General features: G+C 35.7%; 18 protein-coding genes. 4 read left to right on the top strand and 14 right to left on the bottom strand.

Translation table 11 applies throughout. The features are described from left to right. Window positions 1-15 precede the first annotated feature (15 nt). From vraR to map, 5 genes are all read right to left on the bottom strand, one after another. Entirely contained in the window at window positions 16-645 is a 630-nt protein-coding gene (gene vraR / locus MUA87_RS04850; RefSeq protein WP_002481662.1) for a response regulator transcription factor VraR, read from the bottom strand. Beyond that, window positions 635-1,678 (bottom strand): sensor histidine kinase VraS, encoded by a 1,044-nt coding sequence (gene vraS / locus MUA87_RS04845; RefSeq protein ID WP_002481663.1) that lies wholly within the window; start codon window positions 1,676-1,678, stop codon window positions 635-637. Before vraS ends, vraR begins: the two co-directional genes overlap by 11 nt. Continuing rightward, entirely contained in the window at window positions 1,675-2,376 is a 702-nt protein-coding gene (gene vraT / locus MUA87_RS04840; RefSeq protein ID WP_002481664.1) for a cell wall-active antibiotics response protein VraT, read from the bottom strand. Before vraT ends, vraS begins: the two co-directional genes overlap by 4 nt. A gap of 15 nt (window positions 2,377-2,391) precedes the next feature. Next, window positions 2,392-2,787: a hypothetical protein gene (locus MUA87_RS04835; RefSeq protein ID WP_002481665.1), complete on the bottom strand. Its 396-nt coding sequence runs from the start codon at window positions 2,785-2,787 to the stop codon at window positions 2,392-2,394. Between the two features lie 115 nt (window positions 2,788-2,902). Then, window positions 2,903-3,667: a type I methionyl aminopeptidase gene (map, locus tag MUA87_RS04830; protein WP_002481666.1), complete on the bottom strand. Its 765-nt coding sequence runs from the start codon at window positions 3,665-3,667 to the stop codon at window positions 2,903-2,905. 219 nt (window positions 3,668-3,886) lie between these two features. Between map and MUA87_RS04825 the strand changes: the two genes are divergently transcribed. Further along, entirely contained in the window at window positions 3,887-4,873 is a 987-nt protein-coding gene (locus tag MUA87_RS04825) for an FUSC family protein (protein ID WP_002481667.1), read from the top strand. Window positions 4,874-4,955: 82 nt separating this feature from the next. Here MUA87_RS04825 and MUA87_RS04820 read toward each other — a convergent pair whose 3' ends face one another. After that, window positions 4,956-5,675, bottom strand: a complete 720-nt coding sequence (locus tag MUA87_RS04820; protein ID WP_023015863.1) for a lipid II isoglutaminyl synthase subunit GatD — start codon at window positions 5,673-5,675, stop codon at window positions 4,956-4,958. Then, on the bottom strand, window positions 5,672-6,988 hold the full coding sequence (locus MUA87_RS04815) for a lipid II isoglutaminyl synthase subunit MurT (RefSeq protein ID WP_002481669.1): 1,317 nt from the start codon (window positions 6,986-6,988) through the stop codon (window positions 5,672-5,674). The genes MUA87_RS04820 and MUA87_RS04815 overlap by 4 nt, the downstream gene beginning before the upstream one ends. Before the next feature lie 164 nt (window positions 6,989-7,152). Here MUA87_RS04815 and MUA87_RS04810 point away from each other — a divergent pair, with 164 nt between their 5' ends. Continuing rightward, entirely contained in the window at window positions 7,153-7,710 is a 558-nt protein-coding gene (locus MUA87_RS04810) for a 3'-5' exonuclease (RefSeq protein ID WP_057510593.1), read from the top strand. Between the two features lie 43 nt (window positions 7,711-7,753). Here MUA87_RS04810 and dinB read toward each other — a convergent pair whose 3' ends face one another. Continuing rightward, a complete protein-coding gene (gene dinB / locus MUA87_RS04805; protein ID WP_002481671.1) occupies window positions 7,754-8,824 on the bottom strand; it encodes a DNA polymerase IV in 1,071 nt (356 codons plus the stop codon). Between the two features lie 463 nt (window positions 8,825-9,287). Between dinB and MUA87_RS04800 the strand changes: the two genes are divergently transcribed. Further along, the gene (locus MUA87_RS04800; RefSeq protein WP_256274452.1) at window positions 9,288-9,413 is read left to right on the top strand and encodes a hypothetical protein; all 126 of its coding nucleotides are present in this window, start codon (window positions 9,288-9,290) and stop codon (window positions 9,411-9,413) included. 117 nt (window positions 9,414-9,530) lie between these two features. Here MUA87_RS04800 and rlmD read toward each other — a convergent pair whose 3' ends face one another. The 5 genes from rlmD to gatC form a co-directional block, all read right to left on the bottom strand. Then, on the bottom strand, window positions 9,531-10,892 hold the full coding sequence (rlmD, locus tag MUA87_RS04795) for a 23S rRNA (uracil(1939)-C(5))-methyltransferase RlmD (protein ID WP_023015867.1): 1,362 nt from the start codon (window positions 10,890-10,892) through the stop codon (window positions 9,531-9,533). 67 nt (window positions 10,893-10,959) lie between these two features. Then, window positions 10,960-11,880: a diacylglycerol kinase gene (locus tag MUA87_RS04790; RefSeq protein WP_002481674.1), complete on the bottom strand. Its 921-nt coding sequence runs from the start codon at window positions 11,878-11,880 to the stop codon at window positions 10,960-10,962. A 165-nt stretch (window positions 11,881-12,045) separates the two neighbouring features. Further along, window positions 12,046-13,473 (bottom strand): Asp-tRNA(Asn)/Glu-tRNA(Gln) amidotransferase subunit GatB, encoded by a 1,428-nt coding sequence (gene gatB / locus MUA87_RS04785; protein ID WP_037556606.1) that lies wholly within the window; start codon window positions 13,471-13,473, stop codon window positions 12,046-12,048. 12 nt (window positions 13,474-13,485) lie between these two features. After that, window positions 13,486-14,943 carry an Asp-tRNA(Asn)/Glu-tRNA(Gln) amidotransferase subunit GatA gene (gene gatA, locus MUA87_RS04780; protein WP_002481676.1) on the bottom strand — a complete coding sequence of 486 codons (1,458 nt, stop codon included), beginning with the start codon at window positions 14,941-14,943 and terminating at the stop codon, window positions 13,486-13,488. Next, on the bottom strand, window positions 14,943-15,245 hold the full coding sequence (gatC, locus tag MUA87_RS04775; protein ID WP_002481677.1) for an Asp-tRNA(Asn)/Glu-tRNA(Gln) amidotransferase subunit GatC: 303 nt from the start codon (window positions 15,243-15,245) through the stop codon (window positions 14,943-14,945). Before gatC ends, gatA begins: the two co-directional genes overlap by 1 nt. 386 nt (window positions 15,246-15,631) lie before the next feature. Here gatC and putP point away from each other — a divergent pair, with 386 nt between their 5' ends. Then, window positions 15,632-17,170, top strand: a complete 1,539-nt coding sequence (gene putP, locus MUA87_RS04770) for a sodium/proline symporter PutP (protein WP_262551350.1) — start codon at window positions 15,632-15,634, stop codon at window positions 17,168-17,170. Between the two features lie 105 nt (window positions 17,171-17,275). Here putP and MUA87_RS04765 read toward each other — a convergent pair whose 3' ends face one another. Next, on the bottom strand, window positions 17,276-18,319 hold the full coding sequence (locus MUA87_RS04765; RefSeq protein WP_023015869.1) for an NAD-dependent formate dehydrogenase: 1,044 nt from the start codon (window positions 18,317-18,319) through the stop codon (window positions 17,276-17,278). Window positions 18,320-18,360: the final 41 nt, after the last annotated feature.

Below are 18,360 nucleotides of genomic sequence, written 5' to 3'. Positions count from 1 at the left end.
ATCTTGCCTTTTCTTTTATTGAATTAAATCGTGTTGGAATGCGTAAATAACAGCTTGTGTTCTGTCTTGAACTTCTAGCTTGCTTAATATATTACTCACATGTGTTTTAACTGTTTTAATCGTAATATGTGACGCACTGGCGATTTCTTGGTTAGAATAACCTTTTGCGATTAACAATAAAATTTCCATTTCTCTATCTGTTAATAATTCATATAATTCAGCACGTTGATTCATGCGATTACGCATTTTAACAAGTACTTCCGCTTCAAACACCGCTTCGTTACGATATGTTTTACGAATCGCTTCTGCGATATCACTTGCGCTCGTCGTTTTTAGAATATAACTGTCTACCCCAGCGTCTAAAGCACGATACACTTCATTATCCTCAATATAACTTGTCAGCATCAATACTTTAATCTGAGGTAAATCTTTTTTAATCTGCATTGTGGCTTCTACGCCATCCATGTCTTCCATCAACAAATCCATCAAGATTAAATCAGGCTGCAATTCATGAGCTTTTTCAATTGCTTCTTTACCTGATTTGCCTTCCCCGACGACTTCGATATCAGGTTGTGTAGATAAATAACTTGAGATGCCGATACGAACCATTTCGTGGTCATCGACAAATAATACTTTAATCGCCATCATTTTCCTCCTTATTCAATGGAGCCTTCACTTCAATTCTTGTCCCTGCCCCAGGCAAAGAAACAATATGCAGTGTTGCCCCGATTTCTAATGCTCGCTCTCGCATATTCTTCAATCCATAGCTTTTCTCCATTTTTTCATCTACATCAAAGCCTTTACCATCATCTTGAATACGCAATAACAGATAATCATCTTTATTAAATAAATCTATCGTTAATTTTGTGCCTTCTGCATGTCGCAGTGTATTGGAAATCCCTTCTTGGGTGATACGGAATAAATGATCTTCTATGCCTTTTGGTACCTCAAAGTCTTCAATATCATAAACTACTTTCATAGGCACTTTCTTTTGTAAGTCCACAACAAGATCTTTAATTCCTTCCCCAAGTGAGCGATCTTTTAAGCCAAGCGGTCTTAAATGTAATAACAATGCACGCATTTCTAGTTGCGAATCTTGTACCATCTTTTCTAGTGTCGGAATTTGCTGATCAAGCGGCGGTTCAAGTGGTGATTCCTTAATCGCTGATAACATCATACTTGCCGCAAATAATTGCTGACTAACTGAATCATGCAATTCCCTAGCTAAACGCTGGCGTTCATCTTCTATAATTTTCTTCACTTTAACGTCATTTAAATTATATGTTTCGTTGGTCAAATCTTGTGTTTTAATACGTAGTCGATGTAACTCTTGGTTTAATGGCACAAGTGTATGATAGATATCCAAAGTTTCTTGGTAGAGTTCGATATTTTGATCATTAATACCGACAACTTCCCCTTCAATGGAATGTTCAATTTGTGTTTTAATCCAATCATTTTGTTCGTTCACTTTATACGCTAACACAGAACCAACAATAATACTCATCAAAATCACTATAATATTTAAAAATAAGAAAACAGGAATGCCGAAAATCTGCGTGTAAAACATTCCTTGAAAGTAGATGATGTTGACGAACACTTTGTCTATAAAAAAGAAAATCGCTAATATACTATAGTTCAATATCAGCATCGAACCGATGGCTCTGATATAGTGGTTCATCTATAAACCACCTCAACATCACCAATAAATGTCGAAGTATAAATATTGATGTTATAGTTTTCTTCTTTTGTTTCTTCAGTCATTTGGATATGATTATTTTCAATCTTAACCGTATTCTGATTCACAGTCGCATTACCATAAAACGCTGCTGCGTGAAGATTGATATTGTAATTCATCGGCACAATAATTTGAATCTTACCAATGAAGTGTCTCATCACAATCGTGTTATTTTCTTTAATATTTGCTGCTTTCGTTAAATCAATATGGATATCGCCGATGCCATGTTGAATTTGCAAGTCTTCCCACTTATAAACATAAACAGGAGTTCTTTGATTACCGAACCATTTTTGTTTAATAAATTGCGGTGAAGTAACTTCTTCATCAGAAGCAATAATCTTCATCGGTTTAAATTTGAAGACGATATAACGAATAATAATCAGCACTAAGAAAATAAAAAGAATAATAATCGTATATTTGTTAGAGAGCAGTGTAAAGGCAATCATTAATACACCAATCCAAAAGGCCAACAGACCTCTGACTTTATGGAAATAAAGATAGCCTACGTACATTAAGATAATCCCTAATAATAATACGAGAATAAAGCCGATTTTTTCAAAAAAGATATAGTAAAAATTGGCTATAATCATTAATGCTGTAAATATTATCAACATCTCAGTTGAGATATACTTATTGGTCATGTTTCGCCACCTTTTCTATGCAACTAAACTCATTTGTGCAATCATATCACATTCTCTTTCAAGCGTAATACGTGTTTTATTTTGCTCTGATAAATCTGCTTCAATTCTTGCACAATCAGATTCTGCTTCGTTTAAGTCATGCATTAATGCAGACAACTCTGCATTATTGATATTTTCCATGCGTTGTACATTGCTGATTTGATATTGATCCATCAAATCGATGTATTTATTTTCTACTTCAGTTGTCAATTGTTCAATATATGCCACGATATTTTGTCTTTTGCGGTTTAAATAAGCGATATATTGTTTAGTTGAATGTAACTTTCTGTTTAAATGCGCTTGGCAATTCGTAATACTGTATTTAACTGTAGTGTGATAAAGTTTGTCTAAATAAATTGCTATGATATTCATGGAATCACCTCATTTATGATTGATTCCATTATAAAATAATTCCAGACGCCTCACGATAGGCTCTGGAACCATTTTACTTTCATACTTTAGTCCTAATTCCCATGATACCAAGGAATTATTCTTCTGTTTTATCTATTTTCGTTGTTAATAATGGACCATCTTTCGTCACAATAACCGTATGTTCGATTTGTGCGACATAACTTTTATCGCTTGTTTCAAAAGCCCATTCATTTTTACCTTCAGTTACAAATGTTGCATTAGAAGAAATGAAAGGTTCTACTGCAATCACAGTACCTTCTTTTAGTAATGTTTTATCTTTTGGATCATAGTAGTTTAGAACGTAATTAGGTGCTTCATGTAGTGAACTGCCTACACCATGACCTGTTAAGTTACGGATAACTTTCAAATCATTTTTACGTGCAGTTGCGTGTACTGCTTTACCGATTTGACTTAGTTTGCTGCCTGGTTTGATTTTTTTCATTGCATTGTCAAACGCTTCTTCAGCAACTTCACATACTTTTTGTTTCATCGGGTCACTTGGTTCACCCACAACAAATGAAATACCAGTATCTGCATAATATCCATTTTTTAATGCAGATACATCTATATTAACTAAATCCCCTTCACGGATTTTGCGTTTACCTGGAATACCATGTGCCACTTCTTCATTTACACTGATACAAGTTTGACCAGGGAAATTTTCATCATGGATAGGTGCAGACAAAGCACCGTGTTGTTCAAATAAATCTTTAGCAATGTTATCTAATTCTTTAGTTGTTACACCCGGTTTTGTTGCTTCTTGCATTGTATCTCTGACTAATGCACAAATATATCCGATTTCTTTTAAGCCTAATAATTCTTCTTCTGTTTTTACAATCATGTGCGATCCCTTTCCTTATTCAATAATTGATAATGCAGCGCACGTGCGCTTATATGTCTCATTATGATACGAAATTATCATAATTAACACTCATTCTTTCTTATTATAGCAAAAAATGTTTGTTATACTAAATCTGTAAGAAGCAGTTCATTCGTTAATAACTGCAAATGGAACTATGTTGCAACAAAGTTGCCGACATCAAGTGAGGTAAAATTTTTTATGACACAAGACAAATGGTATCGCAAAATTATCGGCGCAAGAACTATCAAAACTGGACTTGCCACATTTTTGACAGCCTTCTTTTGCATGGCGCTCAATCTTAACCCGATTTATGCCACTTTAAGCGCCATCGTCACCATTGAACCAACCGCAAAAGCATCACTCAAAAAAGGATATAAACGTTTGCCTGCGACTGTTATCGGTGCGCTCTTAGCTGTACTCTTTACGTATATTTTCAGTGATAAATCAGCACTTGCTTATGCGATGAGCGCCACCTGTACAATCTTTATTTGCGCAAAATTAAAATTACATGATGGTATTACAGTTGCGACTTTAACCGCTATGGCCATGATACCAGGTATTGGAGATCATTATTTATTTAATTTCTTCTCACGACTTTTAACAGCGGTCATCGGTTTGGTTACAGCTGGTTTGGTAAACTTAATTGTTTTACCGCCGAAATACTACCATCAAGTTGCTGAGAACGCACAAAAAGTTGAAACAGATATGTATCATCTCTATAGTCTACGTTTAAAAGAATTGGTGAATGAAAAATTTAATTCTACTAAAACTAATCAAAAATTAGAAAAATTACTTTCAGCCATCTTGCGAGTAGACACATTAATTCGTTACCAAAAAGACGAATTAGAATACCACAAAGACCAAGAAGATTGGGTTAAACTTAAAGCACTGTCTAATCGTGCACATACAGATCGCCTGTTTATTACCCATTTATCTAACATTGTCTATTTGCCTAAGAACACTAAGTTTCACTTCACGAAAGCTGAACAAACAGCTATCTTGAACATCGCAGAAAGTATCAGTGAAATTATAGAAACAGGTGGTTTTGAACGTGTAGATGAAGATGCTGAAATATTAAAACGCAGTGTGATTCGTTTAGATGAATTTGAAAAACAACAAGTTAAAAGCCATATCATTTATGAAATTCTCATGACTTATCGTATTCTCGATGAACGTTATGCTTAACAGAAAAGGTCACTTTTTGAACTGATTTTCAAAAAGTGACCTTTTTATTTAAATTATAGCTTTTAGTGCTATCTTGTATTTCTTATTTATTTTCAAAGCGATCGACAATGGCTTGTTTAGCCGCTTCTTCCGCAGTATTATCCAATTGACGCGGCTCAAATGGAATACCTTTACGAATACATGCTTGCTCTAATAAGTAATCTGTAATTTCATGGTTCTTCGGTAAAATCGGGCCATGTAAATAAGTGCCTAACAAGTTTTTATAATGAATGCCTTCTTTACCGTCTTCATCGTTATTACCAAATCCATGCGTTACTTTTCCTAATGTATCATAGTTATGATACGTTCTGCCGCCGTGATTTTCAAAACCGACAATTGTTCCGAATGTATCACTTTCAATGACAATATCACCTGTCAGACGTTCTTTTTTAGATTGTGTATAAAAATCTAAAATACCTAGGCCTTCAAGCTCTGTCCCATCAGGTGTGATGTACTTATTACCTAAGAATTGATAACCGCCGCAAATTGTTAATCCAGGCATTCCTTCTTCTATGGCATCTTTCAATTTACTTTTGATTTTACTTAATTCTTTCGTCGCAAGCGCTTGTTCACGGTCACTGCCGCCGCCGATAAAGAAGATATCACATCCATCAAAAGTTACACCTTCTGTTTCATTGACTTCAACAACGTTCAATTTGATATTGCGCCATTTTGCGCGTTGTTTTAATGCGATGATATTACCGATATCGCTATATAAATTCAATTTATCTGTCATAAAATGATATAACGTTAATTCATTCATCTTTGTTCCCTCATTTCAAACGAACGGTTTAATTGCTCTAACATCGGCGCAAGTGATGTATAGTTCGGAATTGCGACAGTCTTACTTGGATAATCCATTGTTTTAGCTGTCGCTTTATAAATATCACGTTCTACAATAACTGGTACATCCACTTCAGCAAGTTTTAAACGTAATTGTAATTCTTCAGCACGATTACCTGTGACAATAATTGCTTCTATATCTTGTTCGCTTAGTTTTTCAAAGTCAGCATCGTAAATCCATGAAATATCTCTGCCATCCGCCGCATGGTCATTTAAGCTGATGACATAGACTTTTTTGCCTTCAAGCTGTTCGCCCATAGATAAACTTGCATTCATCCCTGCCGGGTTTTTCGCCAAATTAATCATGGCTTCTTTTGAACCTGATTTGAAATACTGCATACGTCCATTATCTGATGTATATGTTTCAAAGCCTTTACGGATAGATTCATCATTTAAACCTAATTCGCGTAAGACACTGTACGCTGCGATGGCGTTATAAGCATTAAAGTCACCAGCAATTTTCATATCGAATGTTGTATCACCAATCGTTAAATGAATAAAAGGTGATACTGTGAACTTAGACACTTCATACTTCGGTTGCTCACGTTTAAAACCACATTCGCAATGATAATGACCGATTTGATTATAGTGAATATAATCATACACTAATAAGCGACCACAGTTCGGACAATATTTGCTTTCATTCATCGTACTTTGTTCAAACTCATGTGCATGTGCTTTCATGCCGTAATAGACATTAGATTCACTCGCAATTTTTAAACGACTCACAAATGGATCATCGGCATTCAATAATAGTTTAATGCCTTTATGACTGATGGCTTCTGCGATGTTGTTAACCATAATATCAATTTCACCGAAGCGATCCATTTGATCGCGGAAGAAGTTCGTGAAGACCATCATTGTCGGTGTCATTTCTTTTAACACTCTTGGTATAGAACCTTCATCGATTTCAATAATCGCGATTTTTGTATCTGGTTGAGATTGTACGATGAATGCAGATGTAATCCCTGCAGCCATATTCGCACCTTCATTATTATGAATTATTTTTATATTATTGGCCTTTAATGTATGACCTATTAAATTCGACGTGGTTGTTTTACCGTTTGTACCACTAATAAATACAACATCATCGACTTGTTCTGCTAAATTTCGTAATATATTTTTATCAATTCTTCTGGCTACTTGCCCTGGTAAATCTGTACCGCGTTTCCCTACAGCACGGCTGGCTCTGCGCGCTAACTTGGCTAAGTTGATCGCCGTCCATTGTCTCATTCGCTTCACTCCTCTAAATATCAACCTGAATAATTATAACACGTCTCAGACTTTAATTAAAAATATTCTATAAACACTATCAAAGTCAAACACTTGACTCTCACTTTCCTATCCAGTAGTATTTTATTACTTAAATCATCACATATAGAAAGGTCGAATTACTTTTGAAACACCAAAATGCATTTGTTGCGTTGGACTTTGAAACCGCAAACGGTAAGCGTACAAGTATTTGTTCCGTCGGTATGGTTAAAGTAGTTGAAAATGAAATTGTTGAAACGTTTTATACATTAGTGAATCCTAAGGACTACTTTTCTAATCAAAACATCAATGTACATGGCATTAAACCTCAAGATGTTGAAACAGCGCCTGACTTCAATTTTGTGTTGCCTTACATGATGCAGTTTATAGATAATTTACCAGTTGTTGCGCATAATGCCGCATTTGATATGACAGTAATGCATGCCAGCATTCAAGCCTTAGGTATACAGACACCTAATATGACTTACTTCTGTTCACTACAACTTGCTCGTAGAACCATTAATAACCGACGATACGGTTTAAAATACATGATGGATTATTATCATTTAGATTTTCATGGACACCACGATGCTTTAAATGATGCGAAAGCTTGTGCCATGATAACTTTTAGATTACTGAAGCACTACAACAGTTTATCTGACATGCTTGCAGTCTATGGTAAAAATTTAACAGATAAAGGATAACCGATTGAACTTACCTGAATAAATGTTCAACCGGTTATTTTTTCTAAAGAAAATCATATATCGACATATTTTGATATTCTGTTTTTTCTAAATTACCCACTGTTACACCAATTAGCCTGATTGGTACCTCTGGATCTTTAAGTTCGTTGTAAAGTGTATAAGCAATATTATAAATATCAATCTCATTTCTAACCGGATCTCTTAAGCTACGTTGTCTCGATAATGTTTCAAATTGATGTGTTTTAATTTTTACCGTTACAGTTTTGCCTGATTTTTGAATACGACTCAATCGTTCTGCTGTCTTCTCACTTAACTCTCTGACTTTCAATAATATTTCTTCATCATCATTAACGTCAGTTGTAAAGGTTCTTTCAGTGCCGACTGATTTACGGATACGATGTGCTTTAACAATATTAGTGCCGCGTCCTCTGGCTTTCTCGTATAATCCATGTCCACGTTTACCAAATATCCGTATTAATTCGCGTTCATCTTTTTCATATAAGTCTTTACCGTTGTAGATGCCATGTTCATGCATAATGGCTTTGGTTGCTTTACCGACACCTGGGAAACCGCCGATATCTAAGTTCATTAATATCTCGTGGACATTTTGATAATTAATAATCATCATACCGTTCGGTTTATTCATACCACTGGCGAGTTTAGCGAGGAATTTATTGTAGGAAATGCCGGCTGAAGCGGTTAATCCGGTTTTTTCCCAAATATCATTTCTAATATACTGTGCAATGGCAGATGCTGGAAGATCCGGACGTACCAGATGCGTGATATCTAAATAAGCTTCATCTAGCGATAACGGTTCAACGACTTCAGTATAACTTTTAAAGATATCCATAATTTCTTTAGAGGTTGCTCTGTAAACATCAAAGCGAGGTTGAATATAATAACCATTCGGACAAAGTTTATGTGCTTGTGCCATTGGCATCGCAGAATGCACCCCATACTTTCTCGCTTCATATGAGGCCGTTGTCACAACGCCTCGGCCACTTGCCTTTCCTCCGACAATGACAGGCTTCCCTCTCAATTTAGGATTATCCCTCACTTCTACTTGCGCATAAAAATAATCCATATCAATATGCACAATACGTCGCTCTTCCATACCATTCACCTCCATTAAACAATGTACTTATCATCTATTATATATTATCTTAGCAAGCTTTAATTATTTATTACCTATGACATGTTTGAATTTCACTAAAATACGTTAATTATTTTCAGTAATTATTAATTATATTAACTTTACATTACCTTAACAAAAAGAATTCATTTGTTTTTTGTTTAACTTTATTATAAAAAGATATAACTAACTAGACTCGAGTACTTAATTGTTCTTTAGTCGCCAAATCATGTTAGAAGGAGGATTCAATATGACAAACAATGAAAACAAAATGAGTCATGAAGAAGCTGGACGTAAAGGTGGAGAAAAAACAGCATAAGAATACAACTCAGAACACTTCCAAGAGATTGGTAAAAAAGGCGGAGAAGCTCAATCTAACACAAGTCAATCACAATCAGACAATAATCAATCAAATTCTAACAATGGATCAAACGATGAAAATAAAATGAGTCACGAAGAAGCTGGACATAAAGGTGGAGAAAAAACAGCTGAAGAATACAGTTCAGAACATTTCCAAGAAATCGGCCGTAAAGGCGGAGAAACGACTTCAAAAGAAAATAATGATAACTAATATTCAATAAAGAGGCCGGGGTCGCACCAAGCCTCTTTCCTATACATAACCGCACAAAATAAACGAGGCATCTTCTATGTGAAAAAACCTCGTTGTTTCGATATACATAATTTTTGATTATAATCTTTCAAACAATGCTACTGTCTCAATATGTGTTGTTTGTGGGAACATATCGACAGGCGTGATTTCTTTTAACGCATAGTTTTGCGCAAGAATTTGGGCATCACGTTGTTGTGTAGCTGGATTGCATGAAATATAAACAATGCGTTTCGGATTTAATTCTAACAGTGTGTTTAAGAATGTTTCGTCACAACCTTTACGTGGCGGATCGACCATGACAACATCAGGTTGAATGCCTTGTTGTTTCCAGTCTAAAATCACTGATTCAGCTTTACCGCAGACAAAAGTTGTATTATCGTAGCCATTCAATTGCGCATTTTTCTTCGCATCTTCAATTGCGGCAGGAACGACTTCAACACCATAGACATGTTTCGCTTTATCTGCCATATATAATCCAATAGTACCTATACCGCAATACGTATCAAGTACTGTTTCTTCGCCTGTTAATTGTGCGTATTTCATCGCTTGATTATATAATTTAACTGTTTGTGATGAATTGATTTGATAGAATGACTGATCGCTGATTTCAAATTCCACTGAATCCAACTCATCAATAATTTCATCTTTACCATATAATGTTTTTGATGTTTTGCCCATTATCACATTTGAATGTGTTTCATTGATATTTTGAATGACACTCTTAATATTCGGCATCGCATTAACCAATTTCTCAACAATCGGTTTAGCTTGTTTAAACTTTTTACCGTTCGTCACAAAAATAATCATCACTTCACGTGAGACATGGCCTACTCGAATAATGACATGACGTAATAAACCTTGTTTCTTTCTTTCATTATAAATGGATACGTCATGCTCTTTTAGTAAGGCACGAATCGAACGCATCAATTGGTTTTGAATGCTGTCTTGAATAATACATTCATCCATATCAATAATATCGTGACTGCGTTGGCGATAGAAGCCCATAATCGCATCTTGTTCTTTATTCAAGCCGACAGGAATTTGTGATTTATTTCGATAGTTCCAAGGATTCATCATGCCGATCGTATCATTGATAACCGTTTGCTCAAACTTTCCTTTACGGTGAAATAGATTCACAACTTGATTACGTTTCATTGTTAATTGTGATTGATAATCTAAGTGTTGCAGCTGGCAGCCTCCGCATTTGTTATAGTAAACACATGGAGGCGTCACACGTTCAGCACTTTCTTTATGAATCTCTAATAATTTACCAATCGCAAAGTTTTTATTTACTTTGATTAATTTATATTCAATTTCTTCATTAGGCAAGGCATTCGGCACAAAGACTGGGTAACGGTCTATTTTGACTACACCATGTCCTTCATGAGTTAAGTCGATAACCTCGCCTGTAAAGATTTGATTTTTCTTTAATGTTTCCACACTGTAACCTCCATAGAAAAAAGGTCAGGCTTGTGATTAAGTCCTAACCTTTCATCTGCTTACTTCTCTAATCTTGTTCAATTAATTCTTTATTATCTACATTAGCTGGTGTATATACTTCAATATGCTGCTTTAAATTTAAGAAATTGGCAGGTAATTGACCACCATACTCCCCATCTACATTAAGTGGCATTTGTTCAAAAGATGATACATTAACTGATTTTGCTTTCTCATATGTCACTTTCGGATGTTTAATATGTTCCCCTCTTGAAGCTAAAGTCATGATATGACCCAGTTCTGCTAAATTCGCTTTTTCAACGATAATCAACGTAAAATAACCGTCGTCTAATTTCGCATCTGGCACTAATTTTTCAAAGCCTGCCATTGAATTCGTCAATCCAAGTAAAAACAACAGGATTTCACCTTGGAAGACTTTTTGATCATATTCAATACGGACATCCACATTTTTCATTTGCGGCAACATTTCCATACCTTTGATGTAGTATGCAAATGGTCCAACAAATGTTTTTAATTTACTAGAAGTTTCATAAGAGACTTCAGTAATACGTCCACCTGCAGCTAAATTAATAAAATATCGACTATTCATTTTACCGATATCTACTTTAACTGTATGTCCTTTAATAATGACATCTACTGCACTTAATATATCAGTGGGTAAATGTAAGGCACGACCAAAATCATTTACCGTTCCCATTGGAATGACACCGATTTTAGGACGATTCGGATGTTCGGCTATCCCATTAACCACTTCGTTTAATGTGCCGTCACCACCAGCAACGATGAGCATTTCATAATCTTCATGCAATGCGCGTTTTGCTTCAATCGTCGCATCTCCTGCTTTTTGCGTTGCATATGCACTTGTTTCAAATCCTGCTTGTTCCATTTTAATCAAGACTTCTGGAAGCATTTTTTTAAACAATTCCTTGCCTGAAGTCGGATTATAAATAATTCTAGCTCGTTTTCTCATAAATAATCCCTCATCATTTTTACTCAATTTCAATTTTAAATGATTTCCGCTTCAGTTGAAAGTATTAATGGTTGAAATCAATGAAATTCGTTTTTAAAACCACCTTATCAAAATAAAAAACCCGCAGAGATTACAATCAGTAATCACTGCAGGTTATACAATCAATTAGCGTTTATCTAATTCTTGTTGTAATAATTTGTTAACGATTTGAGGGTTGGCTTGACCTTTAGACGCTTTCATAATTTGACCGACTAAGAAGCCTTTCGCACGGCCTTTACCGTTTTTGAAGTCTTCAACAGATTGAGGGTTATTATCTAATGCTTCTGTTACGAAGTTTAATAATACAGACTCATCTGAGATTTGAACTAAACCTTTATCTTCCATGATTTGTTTAGCATCTCCGCCATTTTCAGCTAATTCTGGGAAGACTTTTTTCGCGATTTTACTGCTCATAGTGCCGTCTTCAATCAACTTAATCATACCAGCTAAGTTTTCAGGTGTTAATTTTGTATCTTGAAGTTCAACTTGGTTTTTGTTCAAGTACTCATTAACGCCACCCATTAACCAGTTAGAAGTTAATTTAACATCAGCGCCATGTTCAACTGCTTCTTCGAAGAAATCAGACATTTCTTTCGTCAATGTTAAGACATGCGCATCATACGCAGGTAATCCGAATTCTTCAACATATTTTTTCTTACGTACGTCTGGTAATTCTGGAATTGTTTGACGTACACGTTCTTTCCATGCATCGTCAATGTATAATGGTACGATGTCTGGTTCTGGGAAGTAACGGTAGTCATCTGAACCTTCTTTAACACGCATTAAGATAGTTTTACCAGTAGACTCATCGAAACGACGTGTTTCTTGAAGTACTTCGCCGCCATTTAATAGTTCTTCTTCTTGGCGTTTTTCTTCATATTCTAAACCTTTACGTACATAGTTGAATGAGTTCAAGTTTTTTAATTCAGCTTTTGTACCGAATTCTTCTTGACCATATGGACGTAATGAAATGTTAGCGTCACAACGTAATGAACCTTCTTCCATTTTACCGTCAGATACGCCAGTATATTGAATAATTGAACGTAATTTTTCAAGGTAAGCATAAGCTTCTTGAGGTGAACGGATATCGGGCTCAGATACGATTTCGATTAACGGTGTACCTTGACGGTTTAAGTCTACTAATGAATAACCGTCTTTATGTGTTGATTTACCCGCATCTTCTTCCATATGAAGGCGTGTGATACCGATACGTTTTGTTTCACCATCTACTTCAATATCAATGTAACCATGTTCCCCGATAGGTTGGTCAAATTGTGAAATTTGGTAAGCTTTCGGGTTATCTGGATAGAAATAGTTTTTACGATCGAATTTAGATTCAGTCGCAATTTCCATGTTTAATGCCATTGCAGCACGCATTGCCCAGTCAACGGCACGTTCGTTTACAACTGGAAGCACACCAGGGTATGCTAAGTCGATCACATTCGTATTTGTGTTTGGTTCTGCTCCGAAATGTGCTGGTGATGGAGAGAACATTTTAGAATCTGTTTTCAGTTCAACGTGGACTTCTAGTCCAATGACTGTTTCAAAATGCATCATTAACACTCCTTATAAATTTTGATATGCATCATGTAAGTTGTATTGTTGTTCGAATTGATGAGCAACACGGTAAAGTGTTTTTTCATCAAACGGTTTGCCGATAAACTGTAATCCGATCGGTCTGTTATTAGTTTGTCCGCAAGGTACTGAAATACCTGGTAAGCCGGCAAGGTTAACTGGAGTAGTTAATAAGTCGTTTGCATACATTGTCAACGGATCATTAATTTCTTCACCTAAGTTGAAGGCAGCTGTTGGTGTTGTAGGACCAACGACTACATCATAGTCTTCAAATACTTTGTCAAAGTCTTGACGAATTAACGTTCTGACTTTTTGTGATTTTTTGTAGTAAGCATCGTAGTAACCTGAACTTAACGCGAATGTACCAAGTAAAATACGACGTTTAACTTCTTTACCGAAGCCTTCACTACGTGAGAATTTATAAAGTTCATCTAATGTTTGTGCTTCTTTGGAATGGTAACCATAACGAATACCATCGAAACGAGATAAGTTAGATGAAGCTTCTGATGATGCGATAACATAGTAAGATGGAATACCATAGCCAGTATTTGGTAATGACACTTCTTCTACGATTGCACCTTCACCTTCTAAAATTTCAACAGCGTTACGTACCGCTTCTTTCACTTCATCAGATACACCTTCACCTAAATATTCTTTAGGTAAAGCAATTTTCATACCTTTAATATCTTTACCGATATCTGAAGTGAAGTCATTATCTTCAACTGGAGCACTTGTAGAATCGTTTTTATCTACACCTACAATTGTTTCTAAAACAATTGCATTATCTTTTACATTACGTGTTAAAGGTCCGATTTGGTCTAATGAAGATGCGAATGCAACTAAACCAAAACGTGATACACGACCGTATGTCGGTTTCATACCCACGATACCGCAGTATGCTGCTGGTTGACGAATAGATCCACCAGTATCTGAACCTAATGAGAATGGAACTAAACCTGCTGCTACAGCTGCTGCTGAACCACCTGATGATCCACCTGGCACTGCTTTATGATCGAATGGGTTAACTGTTTTCTTGAAGTAAGAAGTTTCAGTTGAACCACCCATTGCAAATTCGTCCATATTTAATTTACCGATTAATACTGCATTTTCAGCATGTAATTTTTTCATTACTGTTGATTCATAAATCGGTACAAAGCCTTCTAACATTTTACTTGCACATGTTGTTTCTAGGCCTTCTGTAATAATGTTATCTTTGATACCCATTGGGATACCGAAGAGTTTACCTTCCATTTGGTCTTTCGCTTGCAATTCATCCAGCTCTTCAGCTTTCTTGATTGCATTCTCTTTATCTAAAGCTAAGAATGATTTAATTGTCGGATCTGTTTCTTCAATTGCATCATAAATATCTTTTACAACTTCAGAAGGTTTGATTTCTTTGTTCTTAATCATTTCGCTTAACTTTTCAACTGATTCATAACGAATAGACATTACGCATCCTCCCCGTTGATAACTGATGGTACTTTAAATTGACCATCTTCTGTTTCTTTTGCATTTTTGAGCGCAAGCTCTTGAGGAATGCCTTTAACTGCTTTATCCTCTCTTAATACATTTTGTAAATCTAATACGTGATACGTCGGTTCTACATCGCTTGTATCAGCTGTATCGATTTGTTGGGCAAAGTTTAGGATTGTTTCTAATGTGTCTTGCATTTCTGTTGTTTCCTCTGGTGAAATATGAAGTTTAGACAAATTTGCAATATGTTCAACTTCTTCACGTGATACTCTAGCCATTAATGAACTGCCTCCTTATTAATACTTCATCATAAAATTGTATCAAAAAAACTGTCAAAAATCTAAATTTTTTAGTTCAAAATACCCATATATCAGGTAATGACTCCCCTTTAACTTAATCATTCTGAACTTCAATTGCAAATCATTACCATTAATTCAACAGAAGCTTTGATGTAATATGAACGTTTATACATTCAAAATTATAAAAATACTACTAATGTGCTTTAAAGCATTGAAAACCTTTTCATTACAGAAAGCGTTTAAAATGCCACTGTTGAGCGGTTTATATTTAACATTGTTATAAAATAACTATTCCCTTTTTTCAGAATTGTTGTATAATAATGCGTATACATTGAATCATCAATGAGAAAAAGGGGGAAACCACGATGTTTATTTTAGGTACTTCAGTGAGTAGCCAAATCGATGCTGACTGGCAAACATACATCATGATTGGTGTATACTTTATCATTCTAGTTATCATCGGTATCTATGGTTACAAACAGTCAACGGGAAATTTAAGCGAATATATGTTGGGAGGCCGAAACATCGGCCCGTACATTACAGCGCTGTCAGCCGGAGCTTCTGATATGAGCGGCTGGATGATTATGGGATTGCCTGGTTCTGTCTATGCGACAGGATTATCCGCAATTTGGATTACGATCGGTTTAACACTGGGAGCATATTTGAATTACTTTATTGTCGCACCAAGATTACGTGTTTACACAGAAATTGCAGGCAATGCGATTACCTTGCCAGACTTTTTCAAAAATAGATTAGATGATCATTCAAACATTATTAAAATTATCTCTGGTCTCATTATTGTCGTTTTCTTTACGTTATATACGCATTCCGGGTTTGTATCTGGAGGTAAATTATTTGAAACTTCATTCGGACTGAATTATCGATACGGCTTGATTATGGTAGCTGTTATCGTTATTTTTTACACTTTTTTAGGCGGTTACTTAGCTGTTTCAATTACTGACTTCTTCCAAGGTGTCATCATGTTGATTGCGATGGTTATGGTTCCAATCGTAGCCTTATTAAAATTAAATGGTTGGGATACATTCTCACAAATCGCAGATATGAAACCTACTAACTTGGACTTATTCAGAGGAACTACTGTTTTAGGTATTATCTCACTCTTCTCGTGGGGGTTAGGTTACTTCGGTCAACCTCACATTATCGTTCGTTTTATGTCGATTAAATCTTTTAAACTCTTACCAACTGCGCGTCGTGTTGGAATTTTATGGATGGCAGTCGGACTTGCGGGTGCATGTTTAGTCGGTTTGACTGGTATCGCATTTGTGCCAGACTACAATGTTACGCTTCACGATCCAGAAACACTATTTATTATCATGAGTCAGATTTTATTCCATCCATTAGTCGGTGGCTTCTTATTAGCAGCCATTTTAGCAGCAATTATGAGCACGATTTCTTCACAACTGCTTGTAACATCAAGTTCATTAACTGAAGACTTCTATAAATTGATTCGTGGTAAAAAAGCAAACGCACAAAAACACGAAAAAGAATTTGTACTTGTAGGTCGTTTGAGTGTTATGGCTGTAGCGATTGTCGCAATTTGGATCGCATGGTCACCTAACGATACGATTTTAAACTTAGTTGGTAACGCTTGGGCAGGCTTCGGAGCTTCATTTAGTCCACTTGTTTTGTTCTCACTTTATTGGAAAGGTTTAACAAGAGCTGGCGCAGTCAGTGGTATGGTAGCAGGCGCATTAACTGTTATTGTTTGGATTGTCTTCATCAAACCAATGGCTGATGTTTCAGAAATCTTCGGTATGTATGAAATCATTCCAGGGTTTATTATGAGTGTCGTAGTTACTTACTTGGTCAGCAAGTTTACACAAAAACCAAGTACACGTACAGTCAATGAATTAGATGAAGTTAAACAAATTTTGCATAGCTAATTAAAAAATCATTATCAATACAAAGGGCAGGAACTTCTCGTTCCTGCCCTATTTGTGTTATAAATAGTTGCATTTCCTTTTCACTTAATCTGCTAAGCTTATAGCTTAGTTGTTTGAATCATCATGTTTCGCATAAGATTGGCTAGTGATTTGACCACCATTCACAATCACATCTTCCTTAGGGAATGGCGTTTCATCAAAGAAGTGTGTTAATAAATCTTTAACACCTTTTTCAATACGTAATTGTGCTTCAATAACCATTCCTGAATAATGAATTGTCATCGCATTACGCGGCATCGTTCTCCACGGATGATCTGAAGGTGCAGGTTGTGGATACCATACATCTCCACCATAGCCTTGAAGATGATTTTCTTCTATCATTTTAACTACTTCTTCTTTGTTTACTATCTTACCGCGTGCACAGTTTACAATATAGCTGCCATCTTTCATTTGACTGATTGTATTATAATCAAATAAATCATCTGTTTCAGGGGTAAGTGGTGTTGTAATAATCAACACATCACTTTTATGCACTAACTCATCAAAATTCACATATTTTGAGAAGTCTGTATCTTCTTGGCTAGAACGTCTATAGTGAATAATATCTACGTTAAACGGTTTTAAACGCTCTCCAACTAAACGACCAATTCTGCCTAAACCAAAAATACCAATCGTTTTATTTTGAAGTTCAAAGGCATGGTTCGTTACTTGTGTTAAGTTCCAACCACCCTCTTCTGATTGGCGATGACCTTCCTCGTAATTTCTAACTAAGATTAATGTTGTCATCACAATATGTTCAGCTACACTAACCGTGTTTGAGTCTGTGACTTCTACCACTGAAATATCATGTTCGCTTGCTGCTTCTAAATCCACATGGTCAGAACCTACACCTGCAGTGATTGCTAATTTTAAGTTAGGTGCTTGTTCAATACGTTCTTTTGTCATATATGCAGGGTAAAATGGCGCGCTAATAACAACGTCCATATCTTTAAGATGTTGATCTAAATCATCTTCTCCATCTTTCAATACGACCAATTCATGTCCACGTTCTTCTAAAAAAGGACGTAGATTTAACGCAGTATAGTCATCTAACACGTTGTTTTCTGTTTGCCCTTTTGTGGCTTCTGGAAATAGTGCTACAATTTTCATTTATATATCACCTTTTTCTAATTTTGATACATCATTGTACT

The sequence above is a fragment of the Staphylococcus simulans genome, from assembly GCF_025561465.1.
Taxonomy (GTDB): domain Bacteria; phylum Bacillota; class Bacilli; order Staphylococcales; family Staphylococcaceae; genus Staphylococcus; species Staphylococcus simulans.
This window is presented reverse-complemented; position numbering and strand designations above follow the sequence as displayed.